Source organism: Apibacter sp. ESL0404 (assembly GCF_019469245.1).
Classification (GTDB): domain Bacteria; phylum Bacteroidota; class Bacteroidia; order Flavobacteriales; family Weeksellaceae; genus Apibacter.
On record NZ_CP048267.1, the window covers coordinates 2,184,895 to 2,197,956 of the forward strand.

Consider the following 13,062-nt stretch of genomic DNA (forward strand, 5'->3'; position numbering starts at 1 on the left):
TACTTATTCTCTATAGGCTTTAATTTCGTTTATTATCTCTTCAGCGCCCATTTTTTTAGCTTTTAAGGCAAGTATTCTTCCTTTTTCATATGATTCTGAAATTGGAAAACTTTCATCTAGAAGTACTTTTTTAGTTCCGTCTAAAGAAACTATTCCAGCCTTAAAAAATACTTGATTATTTTTAATTTTGGCTAAAGCTCCTATGGGCGCGGTACAGCCTCCTTCAATGCTATTTAAAAAATCCCTTTCAATATCTATACAGATTTGAGTGTCCTTATGATTAATTTTTCTTACCAATTCTGTTAATTCTCTGTTTTTTTCCAAAGAGGTAATGCCAACTACACCTTGTGCCGGAGCCGGAATAATAAAATCCAATACTTCATAATCCAAAGGTAAACCCAGTCTCTTTATTCCTGCAAGTGAAAAAATAGTTCCATCAAAACCTTCTGAATCTAATTTTGATAATCTGGTTTGTACATTTCCGCGTATATTTCCAAATGTTACTTCTGGATATTTTGCTTTCCAAAAGGCTCTCCTTCTTAAACTGCCTGTTCCTAAATATAAATTTTCATAAGAACTTAGTTTGTCTATTTTATTCGGATTTCTAACTAATACATCTGCTTCATAATCCCTTTCTAGAACCGCTGATAAATGTATTCCTTCTGGTAATAAGGTGGGTACATCCTTGAGACTGTGTACAGCAACATCTATCTTATCATTTAAAAGTGCAATATCCAAATCTCTTGTAAAAACACCTATAATATCCATTTGATACAAAGGTTGTGTGAGATCCTTATCTCCATGTGAGGTAATGGGTACAATTACAGCTTGGAAACCTAATTCCTTAATTTCCTTTTGCACTTTTAACGCTTGCCACATTGCTAATGGGCTGTTTCGTGTTCCAATACGAATAGGGCTCATAAATATTTTATACTTTATATTCTTGCAGTTGAAACATTTCCGTAAACAAATTTATGGTGTCATCTGCTTTTTCAGGGTTAGTAATAAGATAGTTAGCTAGTCTGTTGGTAATTTTTTGTACTATGCGATTTGATAATTCTGTTTCTTCTTCAGAAATTACCATCTGATCTTTTTTTAATGTTTTCAATTGATGTTCTTTAATTCTCTCTAAATCTGATTTGAAAGCGTGAATGATCGGCGCATATTTTCTATTTTCAGACCAAATTATAAATTCATTTATCATTTCGTCTATAATCCCTTCAGCTATAGGAATTTCTTTATTTCTTAGTTCCAGTGTTTCGTTGATTTTTTGGGACAAATCATCAACATTTAGTAAAGTTATATGATTATATTCTTTTACAGATAAACAAACATTGGAAGGGATGGATAAATCAATTAAAGTTATGGGTTGATTAGAGTGTAAATCTTTTTTTGTAATTATAGGTTTCGATGCCCCGGTTGCTACAATAACAATATCTGAATTAATAACCTGTTCTTGCATTTGCTCATAGTTTACCACCTTTAGATTGAATGTTTGGGCTACTTCTTGCGCTTTAGAAAAGGTTCTGTTAAGTACTGTTATGTTAGGATTATTGATATGTTTTATTAAATTTTCACAAGTATTTTTACCAATTTTTCCTGTACCAATCAAGGTAATTTTTTTATCTGATAGTTGCGTGAAATGAGTTAAAATATAATGCACTGCTGCATAAGACATAGACGTAACTCCTGTACTTATTGAAGTTGTATATTTAATTTTTTTTGAGATTTGAATGCCTGTATTTAGTAATCTTTCCAAAAAAGCATTTGTGCAATTATGTTTTTTAAATCTTTTAAACCATGTTTTTATTTGAGATATGATTTCAAAATCACCTATAATTTGACTTTCTAAACCGGCTGAAACTCTTAAAAAATGTTTAATGGCTTCTTCTCTTCTATAAACGGTTATATACTTTCTAAATTCAGCAGAATCTACTTTTATTTGCTTACAAAATATATCAATTACATAATCCGGGTTTTCTGTTTGAAAATATAATTCTGTACGGTTACATGTGGATAGTATGAAAATATGAGTATCCGACAGGGAGTTAATTTTGTTGGAAAACTCTTCCACAAATTCAGGAAAAAAACTAAATTTTCCTCTAATTTCTGTATCTGCCTTTACAAAGCTCAAACTTATTGCATAAAAGTTTTTAATATTATTAGGCTGAAGCTTTTTCATATATTTTGTTGAAGCAAATTTATGAGTCCATGTATGGAGAAAATACCTATATTTATAAAAAAATACCTATAAAAGTAAATTTTTACAATTTTAGAACTAATCTAAATAGTTAATTAACATGATAAATATCATGATTTTGTGGTTGTAAATTGATAGATAAAGAATTTGGTAATGGATTTAAAAAATACCTTTAAAAGTAGAATTAGAGAAAACAAAATTGGATCGGATATTTATATGGCTCAGATAGATAATTATACTATTCTGACTGATACTATTTCCAAACCTGTTGGCAAACGGTTTGTGCAATTTTATCTTTGTACTAAAGGAAGAGCCTCTTTTCATTTTAAAAATCAATCTTTACGTGTTATGAATGAAGGGAATTCCTTACTTCTTTTTCATCCTGAAATAGATATTCCTATTAATATCAGTTTATCGAAAAAATCAAAACTGGTCATTTTCGTAATAGCTATTCAAAAACTGGAAGATATTTTTTCCAAACATAAAGATAAACTTCCTTTACTCATTCAAAACAATTACACTAAATTTTATCATGAAAAGCCTTTAAGCATCCAAGAAAAGTTAATTATTTCACAACTTGAAGATTTTACTTTAGATCAAGAATTTGAAAATCATTATTTGACATTGAAATTACATGAATTCTTACTTTATTATTTTTCTTCAAATTCCTCTACTTCTTCATACCATTTACCTATAAAAGATGAAAAATTCATTCGTAAGATTTATGAAATTAAAGAGGTCTTAATGGAGAATATAGCTTCTCCACCTACTTTAAAAGAACTTTCTGAAACTACTAATTTAAGTGAGTATAAAATTAAAGAAGGTTTTAAAAAAATATACGGAAAATCTATTTCTCATTTTATACTGGATACAAAATTAGAAATTGGTAAAGAAAAATTAAACTTGAAAGTTAAACAGGTGCAGGAAATCGCTTATGATTTAGGATATGAAAATCCCAGTCATTTTATAGAGGCTTTTAAGAAAAAATATGGAATTACTCCCAAGCAATGGATGATGAAATAATAATATTTTCATAATTGATACATCCGTTTATTTTAAATTTTTTTTGTCTTTATTGGGATATAAATATCTTCTTCCGAATCGGGATCATTATTTTTATACTTTTTTCCTAATACCTCAAAATGAGGTCGGGTATTATCAACATTATACTCTGAATGAGGAAGCCACTTTGTGAATATATATCTAAAAATAGTATCGTCTTCACTAAAACCTTTATAATGAAAAATTGCATATAGCCCTCCTGAAAGAATTAAACTTTCCATATCTTTTGGAATATTCTCAATCTGTGATACTTCAACAACAGCCCATTTTTTGAATTTAATTGTAGGATTAAAATCAAATGAAACGGGATATAGTTGCATGGAAATTAATTCATCAGTATGAATATTTTTTATTTCTTTTTTTCTTAGGATAAAATCTTTCCATAATTCATTGGTTAAATTATTAGACAAAGACATATACTTACAAATGCCTATTAATTTTTTTTCTGCTATTTCTTTAATATTCGGTATAACATCCATATAGTAAAGATAAAATATTTTAATATAAGTACGAAAATTTAATTCTATCATAACTAATTTAATCCAAATACATAATAAATTACTATATACTTATAAGACTTATTTTTATTTGCATTTTCAAAACAAATAGAAATTTTATTTCTCTATAACATCAACCTAATTTAAAATTTAGTATTTTTAGATTATAATTTATATGCTTTAATGAAACAAAAGGAAAAAGTAGAGTACATAATAACGGAGTTAAACAAGCTCTATCCAAACCCTATTGCTCCGTTAGTCTATCAAGATGTATTTACTTTATTAATTTCCGTATTACTTTCTGCTCAAACAACGGATAAGAAGGTTAATGAAGTTACACCTGCTCTCTACAAAGTTGCTCCCAATGCTTTTAAAATGGCTGAATTGCCTGAGTGGGAAATCAAAGAATATATAAAAGAAATAGGCTTATCGAACACTAAATCCAAAAATATCCATAAACTTTCTACTATTTTGGTAGAAAAATATAACGGTGAAGTTCCGGAAAGTTTTGAGGAATTAGAAGCCTTACCCGGCGTGGGTCATAAAACGGCTTCCGTTGTCATGAGCCAAGGTTTTGGACACCCGGCATTTCCTGTTGATACACACATTCACAGACTTATGAAATTATGGAAATTAACCAACGGAAAAAATGTTGAACAAACAGAAAAAGATGCTAAACGATTATTTCCTAAAGAATTATGGAATATCTTACACATTCAAATTATTTTTTACGGTCGGGAATACTCACCGGCTAGAGGCTGGAATCTAGAAAAAGATTATATAACCAAATATTTATTAGAAAATTAGTTAATTAAAATTATGAAAAATATTGTTCTTGTTGCAGGGGCTTTTTATGGGTTAATTTCCATTATTTTAGGAGCATTCGGTGCTCATGCTTTTAAAAAAATGCTTTCAGCTGAAAAATTAGTAAGCTTTGAAACAGGTGTTAAATATCAAATGTATCATGCATTGGCTCTTTTAATTATTGGATTTTCTCTATCGTTTAGCTCGGGTTTGGAAAAATGGGCCGGATGGGGAATGATTATAGGTACATTTCTATTTTCTTTCAGTATTTATCTATTAGCTTTTTCTGATTATTGGAATATCAATTTACGTTTTTTAGGCCCTGTAACTCCTATTGGTGGAACATTTATGATCATAGGGTGGGCTTGTTTATTATTTTATTTTATTAAAAGTAATTAAATGCTCTTTTAAGAACGTTCTAACTTTTACTATTACAAATTCATATGACAACATCAAGTAAAATTTAGACGAATCATTTTTTAATTCATTTTGATAAAAGTCTTCGTATAGCCTGGGAGAAAAGTCGTGTAAATGGACACTTTGGTGTAAGTTAGTATTTTCATAACAGGCAATATCTTTTCTACTGATATAAGGAGGATAAATGGTGAAAGTAGGTTTTTGCAGAGCTTTTGCCGTAATTACAAATCTACTGCTATTTCCAATAAATAAAGTGCAATTTTGCATAAAAGCGGCATACTCACGTATCGTTTTTCCTACCGGCTGAACAAATACTTTGGTATTGGAATTTAGTAAAGATAGCAGTTCGTTTACTTGTTTATACTGCGAAGGCAAATAGGTAAATAATAAATCGGCTCTATAATTTGCCCATATAAAATCTATAAGTTTTGCCATATTACCCATCGTCCAAGTATTATGTATGTTTGAACCCAAAACACCCAACATAATAACCGGTCGTTTAAAATGTATGCCCGCATTTATCATTTTTTCTTTAGCGTCCTCAATTTCATCTTCAGCTAGATATATTTTAGCTAATGGATCGATAGGTATAGGGTTATCTTTTAGAAATTCTTGTAAGATTACTAAACGATCTTCCAATAAGGTACACGTTTGAGTAATTGGTTCTTCTACTTTAGAGACGGTTTTATCATAAAATTTATCCAATAAAGGATTGGAAAAACTGTATTTTTTCTTTGCTTTTGAAAATAAGGTTAGCAAGATACTGTTAAAATTCTGCGACATATCAATAAGTATGTCGTATTTTTCACTTCTTACTAACTGGATATATTTATATACGAAAAGTACGGAACGTATATGCTCCGTATCTATAGCTATTATACGGTCAATATTAGGATTTCTCTGTATAACTCCAATATATTTTTTATAACAAAGAAAATCTATCTTAATATCCGGATAGATTTTCTTTAGATTATTAGGAATTACACTCGAGAGTAATACTTCTCCCACATTGTTATATTGTATTAATAGCGCTTTCACTATATGATTAATATCTAAACAGATACGTTATGCTCTCTAAGAGCATCATTTAACGATGTTTTCTTGTCTGTACTTTCTTTTCTAGTTCCTATAATTAAGGCACAATTTACGTTATATTCTCCTGCAGGGAATTTTTTAGTTATAGACCCGGGAATTACTACTGAACGTGGAGGCACATATCCTCTGTATTCTTTAGGTTCGCTTCCTGAAACATCAATTATTTTAGTAGAAGAAGTTAAGGTAACGTTTGCTCCTAAAACCGCTTCATCATCAACATGTACACCCTCTACAACAATACAACGTGAACCAATAAAGCAATTATTTCCAATAATAACCGGTGCCGCTTGTAAAGGTTCTAAAACACCGCCAATACCAACACCTCCGCTTAAATGTACATTTTTACCAATCTGTGCACAACTTCCTACGGTTGCCCAAGTATCTACCATAGTACCTTCATCTACATAAGCACCTATATTAACATAAGAAGGCATTAAGATCGCTCCGCTGGAAATATATGCTCCTTTTCTTGCAACTGCATGAGGTACTACACGAACTCCTTTTTCAGCATATCCTGTTTTTAAAGGAATTTTATCATGATACTCAAAAATACCTACTTCATAGGTTTCCATTTTTTGTATAGGGAAATATAATACTACCGCTTTTTTAACCCACTCATTTACTTGCCATTTTCCATCTTCTAACGGCTGTGCTACTCTTAATTTTCCTGAGTCTAACAATTCAATTACTTCTCGAATTGCTTTTTGATATTCTTTATCCGATAATAATGCACGGTCATTCCAAACTTTTTCAATAGTTTGTTGTAAATCTTTCATATTTTTTGTTTATACAACAAATTTAACAATTTTTATAATTGTTTTTTACGTTTATTTACATGTATACACACATATTTTAGAAATATAATAAGAATAAAATTTATTATTAGATAAATTTTTATTCATTTTTATTAAAACAAATAGTAATGTATAAACATAATTAGCCGGTAAATATTAAAAATTTATAATGGGTATTAATTTTAAGTTTGGGAAAATTGGGCTTCGTAAAGTTTTCTATAGTACCCTTTTTGTTGTAACAAGGAATTATGGTTTCCCATTTCAACTATTTCTCCATGATCTAATACGATAATTTTGTCCGCATTCTGTATGGTAGCTAAACGATGAGCAATAATAATGGAAGTTCGATTTTTAGTAATCTTATCGGTAGCTTTTTGTATTAATTCCTCTGATTTAGTGTCTATAGAAGAAGTTGCTTCATCTAACACCAGAATAGAAGGGTTATATAAATAAGCCCGTAAAAAGGAAATCAATTGTCGTTGACCTAAAGAGATGGAAGCTCCCCGTTCACTTACTTCATAGCCGTAACCATTGGGAAGGCTCATTATAAAATCATCTATTTGAATTTCTTTTGCAGCTTTCCGTACTTCTTCTAAGGTTATATCTTTATTTCCAAAAGTGATATTTTCTAAAATGGTATCATTAAACAAAAATACATCTTGTAATACTACAGCGATGTGCGACCGTAAATTGTGTAATTCATACGATTTTATATCCGTTCCGTCTATATATATATGCCCTCCCGAAATTTCATAAAAACGGCTTAATAAATTTATAATAGTTGATTTTCCTGCTCCGGTAGCTCCAACAATTGCTACTTTTTCTCCACTGGAAACCGTAAATGATAGATCTTTAAGAACACTTTCTCCTTTAACGTATGAAAATGACACATGGTCAAAAATAATATCTCCTTTAATGATGTCTTTTTTTACAGTTCCTTTATTTGATATTTCATGATTGGAATCCAAAACGGTAAAAACTCGTTCCGCTCCAACAATACCTCTTTGAATGGTATTAAAGCGATCTGCTATTTGCCTCATGGGCCTCACCAGCATGTTCACATAGGAAGTAGTAAAAGCTATAACTACACCCGGTGATATATTGTGTGCCGTTAATGCGTTATAACCTGCATACCATATCATGACACCAATGGCAATACCGGTAATAATATCTACAGCAGGAAAAAAAAGTGAAAAATAGAAAACTGTTTTAAGATAGGCTTTTTCTAATTTTTGATTAATTTGAAAAAACTTTTTATATTCTTTTTTCTGTTGATTAAATACTTGAACGATGGTCATTCCTGACAGCCTTTCTTGAACAAAGCTGTTTTGATTGGCTGTTTGATTTCTTTCTTCAGAAAAAGCTTTTTTTATGGCTTTTTGAAATATTCGGGTTATAATAGTCATTATCGGGAAGATGAACAATGCTATGGTTGCTAATTCCCAATTAATCCAATACATCGTTACTACCACAAAAATTATACGAAGAATATCTCCTAAAACCATTAAAATTCCATCGGTATAAATAGTTGAAATAGTTTCGATATCGGATACAGAACGAGTGACTAACACTCCTAAAGGCGTTTTATCGAAAAAAGAAGATTTAAAATAAATGAGCTTTTTGTATAATTTTATACGTAAGCTACGAATTACATTTTGGGCAACAAAGTTAGAAGCATAAACTAAAAAAAATTGTAAAACAACTTCAGTCAACATTAATAAAAAAATAAGCAAAAGGGAATGATATAAATTTGAAAAATTTTTATTTTTAATAATATCAACATCTATTGCATGACTAATTACAACCGGACGGAAAGAGGAAACATATGCTAACGCCAATGCTATAAAAATTGTAGAATAAAACCATACAGGATATTTACTTCCCAATTCCATTAATCGAGAAAGTGCTTGACCTGCTTTTACGTTTTTTTCTTTTTTATGTTTCATAATATATATCCTGAGGATAGTTAACTTTCACTAAAGTAAGACCTTTAGCAGGTGCTGAAGTGGAAGCAAATTTACGGTCTTTTTTTTCAATTATGTTTCTAAATTCCTTTTCGTCAATTTTTCCTCTGCCAACATCCATGAGAGTTCCTGCAATTGCTCTAACCATATTTCTCAAAAATCTATTAGCAGCGATGGTAAATACTAATTCATCTTCATATTGTTTCCATTCTGCTTGGTAAATATAGCAATCATTCGTTTTATTATCCGAATGTAGTTTTGAAAAACTGGTAAAGTCTTTATATTCAAATAATACTTTCGCAGCTTTGTTCATTTTATCTACATCAAACTGATAGAAAAGAAATTGAGCATGGAATTGCTGTTTAAAAGGATTTTTCAGGGTAGAAATTCTATACTTATAAATTCTTTCCGTTGCATCGAAACGTGCATGTGCGGAGTCTTTAACTCGGAATATTGCTTTTATGGAAATATCCGAAGGCAATAAAGAATTTAATTTTCTAACCAATTGATCCGGCAATTCTTCTTCCCAATCAAAATGAGCATACATTTCAGCTGCATGAACTCCCGTATCGGTTCTTCCTGCACCTATTGTTTTTATTTCTTTTCTAAGTAATCGACTTAATACCGATTCTAATTTTTCTTGTACTGATATATGTTTTGGCTGTCTCTGATACCCGTAATATTGAGTACCATCGTATGAAAATTGAATGAAATAACGCAATTTTATTGTAAATTTACTACAAAAATAGTGAGAAAAATATTATTGCTTTCCGATACCCATTCTTATATTGATGATCGTATATTGGAATATGCTTCCCAAGCAGACGAGGTTTGGCATGCAGGTGATATTGGTGATATAAAGGTTTCCGAAACTTTAAAAAAAACGGTTCCGGTATTTAAAGCGGTCTATGGAAATATTGATGGAACAGAAATTCGTAAAGAATTCCCTCTTAATCTACGTTTTATTTGTGAAAAAGTGGATGTATGGATGACCCATATTGGCGGTTATCCGGGTAAATATGCACCAATCATACGCGAAGAAATAAAATTGAATCCTCCTAAACTTTTTATTTGTGGTCATTCACATATTTTAAAAGTTATGAATGATAAAAAACTTCATTTACTTCATATGAATCCGGGTGCTATAGGAATCTATGGATTTCATAAGGTGAGGACTATGTTACGATTTGAAATAAATCAGGAAACTATACAGAATTTAGAAGTTATTGAATTTATTAGATGATTTTTTTTTATGTTTTCCTTTAAGTACTAATTTATCGACTTAGCGTCCCTTTTAAACAGTAAAATTCAAAAAATTTTAAAATTTAATCTTTAGCAATTCCAATAATACTCGCCTGGATATTTCTTCAATTTAATTTATTTTTTTCCTAAATAATTATTAAATTTATAAATATTAACTAATATTAATATTATTATTTAAATCATAATATATTAATGATACTCTATATACTGATTTAAAATAACGAATTTTGTTATTACATTTAGGCAAATTTTTTGATTATGATTAAATATTTTACAGTATTTAACGTAACATAATTAATATCAAATGATACTAATGTTTAAAAATTATTCTGCCAAATTCAGTTTATGATAAGATCTGTTATTCGTTTATCTTTAATAATGCTCCCTTTATTAGGTGTTGCTCAATCAAAAGTTGTTGTAGCTTTTAAAGTTATAGATAAAGAAAAAAATTCCTGTGTTGATGTTAACGTAAAGAAAAATTTTACATTCCAATATGAAAATAGTTCCGGTTATAAAGACCTAAAAAGTTTAGTTTCTACAAAGTGTTTTAATAGTTATGCAATAACTAAAATTTCTGGTAATTTTCGAATTTATATTTCAGTACCTGAATATGAATCACAATATCTTGATTTCACTATTACTAAACAAAGTAAAGATACCCTATATTTAGGTGAGGTTTATCTAACACGTATGTATCCCGAAATTAGTGAAGAAATTCAGAAACCTTCCAAATCTGTTGAAAAAGAAATTGAGGGGGTAACAGTGACCGGAGCACGTAAGAAATTTATTAAATTAGAAGCTAACAAGACAACTTATACGATAAAGGATAATGATTTACTTTCCGGCGGAAGTGCACAAGAAACTTTAACAAAACTTCCGGGGGTAATCAAGGGATATGGTGGAAATCTTACCGTAAATGGTAAGTCCATGACTATTTATATTGATGATATCCCGACAGGTCTATCGGGTGGAGACTTAGAAAATTTATTACAAAGTTTACCATCAAATGCTATTGAAAAAATTGAAATTATATCTAACCCGGGAGCTTCTTACGATGCTAAAACAGGGGGTGGTATTATAAATATTATTACTAATGGTCGTGCATTGCGAGGAATAAACGGGTCTGCTTCTTTAAATTACCAATTTAACAAAAACAACCGCGTATCTCCTTCTATTAGTTTAAATAGTCGTTTAAAAAGTGTATCCTTACAATTAAATAGTGGTTATAATTATAGGGAAAACGATAAAACTACCTATTATAAAAGGGAATTTACTTCTTTCACTCCTTCCATTATTTTTGATCAAAAGAATATTGAAAATAAATATAATCGTTTTTATTATTTTAGACCTTCTTCAAATATTCGCCTTAACAAAAAAAGTAATTTATTGATCAATTATAACTTAAGTTATACTGATAACAGTAATCATTATACAGGTGAATCTTTAAGCTCTAACGATATTGAACCAATTAATCTTTTAAATAATTCAAAATATTCGGAAGATAACACCAATCATGAATTAACTACAAAGTATAAGGTTAAATTAGATACGTTAGGAAACTTGTTTGATATAACGGCATCTTATAAACACTTTAACAAAAATTCAACAAATAACAGTATTCAAAATAATGAGGGTGTTTATAAATATTCTGTAAACGATATTGATTATAAATCCGATTATTTTCAAGTGAATCCTAATTTTGAATTTTCTTTTAATAAGGTAGGAATAAAAATGAATACCGGTGGAAAGTATTCTCATACTAAATATACCAGTAACGGAAAATATAATCTTTTAAACACTTCTTCTTCTATACTGGAAAATCCGGATTATAATTCATTCAGGGATTTTATATACGATGAAAATCAATATGCTTTATATGGAGAATTAAGCAAAAAATTTGAAAAGTTGGATTTGACTGCAGGGGTTCGTTATGAAAATTTAGAATTTAAAAATAAAGTAAAAACTACGGATCAAAGTATTAAATATACGTTTGAAAAGTTTTTCCCATCTTTTAGTTTACTATATAAATTTAATCCTACGCTGGATTTTAATGCTACCTATAGAAAGAGTATGATGCCTCCTTCCTATTCTAATATGGATCCGAATTTAACCAACTATTTTGACGAATTCAATACTTCGGAAGGAAACTTACATCTTAAACCGGATTATTACGATAACTATGAAGTTTCTTTAAGTGCATGGAGATATTTGAAAATCTCTTTCAACTATACGTATTCTAAAAATATAAATATGCTGTATTACGAGACTGAAGACAATTCATTAACCGTAAATCAAACTACTCGTACATTTCACGGCATGAAAAACTATAACGTATGGGTTGGTATTCCTATTCCATTTAAATTGGTTACCATGGGTAAAAAATTCTTTGACGAGCCTATGAATATGGATAAAATGAATTTCATTTACCTTTACGGGATGTATAATTACTACAAAGTAAACGATTATCCATATTTAGATAAAGTAAAACCTATGTGGTTTTATGTAATATATGCTCAATTAATCCTTCCAAAAGATTTTAAATTAACCACTTTCTTTTTATCTAGTACAGATAAGGGATATTTTGAAATTTACAAATCCTATAAACCTTTCCGTTATTCTAATATAGAACTTTCAAGATCCTTTAGTAACAAAACTATTAAGGCTTCTTTAGGTATTCAAAATATATTGGGTCCTACTAAGTTTAATTCTGATATTAATAACTTTAATTTAAGAACCAATTATTATAGTAGAGACAGCGATCAATTGTTCTACATTAAACTATCTTACAGTTTTGATAAAAACCGTAATATTAAAAAGGAAAATACAATTATTGAAGATGATACTAATTCAAATTCTAACAAATTGTTACCTTCCGGTCCGTTAAAATAAATACTCAATTTTATATAAATCAATAAAGGCTGATAATTTAAATATTATCAGCCTTTAATTTTTACTTTTTTTATATG

At 29.4% G+C, this 13,062-nt stretch carries 12 protein-coding genes; 5 read left to right on the top strand and 7 right to left on the bottom strand.

Translation table 11 applies throughout. The features are described 5' to 3' along the window. Nucleotides 1-3: 3 nt before the first annotated feature. On the bottom strand, nt 4-921 hold the full coding sequence (hemC, locus tag GYM72_RS09460) for a hydroxymethylbilane synthase (RefSeq protein WP_220264225.1): 918 nt from the start codon (nt 919-921) through the stop codon (nt 4-6). A 7-nt stretch (nt 922-928) separates the two neighbouring features. Continuing rightward, nucleotides 929-2,182 carry a glutamyl-tRNA reductase gene (gene hemA / locus GYM72_RS09465; RefSeq protein WP_220264226.1) on the bottom strand — a complete coding sequence of 418 codons (1,254 nt, stop codon included), beginning with the start codon at nt 2,180-2,182 and terminating at the stop codon, nt 929-931. Between the two features lie 171 nt (nt 2,183-2,353). On the opposite strand from hemA, the gene GYM72_RS09470 reads away from it, so the two are divergent. Continuing rightward, a complete protein-coding gene (locus GYM72_RS09470; protein WP_220264227.1) occupies nt 2,354-3,223 on the top strand; it encodes an AraC family transcriptional regulator in 870 nt (289 codons plus the stop codon). A gap of 32 nt (nt 3,224-3,255) precedes the next feature. On the opposite strand, the gene GYM72_RS09475 is transcribed toward GYM72_RS09470, so the two are convergent. Continuing rightward, on the bottom strand, nt 3,256-3,741 hold the full coding sequence (locus GYM72_RS09475) for a GyrI-like domain-containing protein (protein WP_160566199.1): 486 nt from the start codon (nt 3,739-3,741) through the stop codon (nt 3,256-3,258). Nucleotides 3,742-3,942: 201 nt separating this feature from the next. On the opposite strand from GYM72_RS09475, the gene nth reads away from it, so the two are divergent. Together nth and GYM72_RS09485 are read left to right on the top strand one after the other, a co-directional pair. Next, nucleotides 3,943-4,566, top strand: coding sequence for an endonuclease III (nth, locus tag GYM72_RS09480; protein WP_160566196.1), 624 nt, complete (start codon nt 3,943-3,945; stop codon nt 4,564-4,566). 12 nt (nt 4,567-4,578) lie between these two features. Continuing rightward, nucleotides 4,579-4,962: a DUF423 domain-containing protein gene (locus GYM72_RS09485; protein WP_160542932.1), complete on the top strand. Its 384-nt coding sequence runs from the start codon at nt 4,579-4,581 to the stop codon at nt 4,960-4,962. Here the strand turns inward: GYM72_RS09485 and GYM72_RS09490 are convergent. From GYM72_RS09490 to truA, 4 genes are all read right to left on the bottom strand, one after another. Continuing rightward, on the bottom strand, nt 4,936-6,018 hold the full coding sequence (locus tag GYM72_RS09490; RefSeq protein WP_160557758.1) for a glycosyltransferase family 9 protein: 1,083 nt from the start codon (nt 6,016-6,018) through the stop codon (nt 4,936-4,938). The genes GYM72_RS09485 and GYM72_RS09490 overlap by 27 nt on opposite strands. A gap of 14 nt (nt 6,019-6,032) precedes the next feature. After that, nucleotides 6,033-6,851, bottom strand: a complete 819-nt coding sequence (locus tag GYM72_RS09495) for a 2,3,4,5-tetrahydropyridine-2,6-dicarboxylate N-succinyltransferase (RefSeq protein ID WP_160542934.1) — start codon at nt 6,849-6,851, stop codon at nt 6,033-6,035. 200 nt (nt 6,852-7,051) lie between these two features. Then, nucleotides 7,052-8,815 (bottom strand): ABC transporter ATP-binding protein, encoded by a 1,764-nt coding sequence (locus GYM72_RS09500; protein ID WP_220264228.1) that lies wholly within the window; start codon nt 8,813-8,815, stop codon nt 7,052-7,054. Then, the gene (truA, locus tag GYM72_RS09505) at nt 8,805-9,554 is read right to left on the bottom strand and encodes a tRNA pseudouridine(38-40) synthase TruA (RefSeq protein WP_220264229.1); all 750 of its coding nucleotides are present in this window, start codon (nt 9,552-9,554) and stop codon (nt 8,805-8,807) included. Before truA ends, GYM72_RS09500 begins: the two co-directional genes overlap by 11 nt. A gap of 27 nt (nt 9,555-9,581) precedes the next feature. Here truA and GYM72_RS09510 point away from each other — a divergent pair, with 27 nt between their 5' ends. Together GYM72_RS09510 and GYM72_RS09515 are read left to right on the top strand one after the other, a co-directional pair. Beyond that, a complete protein-coding gene (locus GYM72_RS09510; RefSeq protein ID WP_220264230.1) occupies nt 9,582-10,076 on the top strand; it encodes a metallophosphoesterase in 495 nt (164 codons plus the stop codon). 365 nt (nt 10,077-10,441) lie between these two features. After that, nucleotides 10,442-12,985: a TonB-dependent receptor domain-containing protein gene (locus GYM72_RS09515; protein WP_220264231.1), complete on the top strand. Its 2,544-nt coding sequence runs from the start codon at nt 10,442-10,444 to the stop codon at nt 12,983-12,985. Nucleotides 12,986-13,062: the final 77 nt, after the last annotated feature.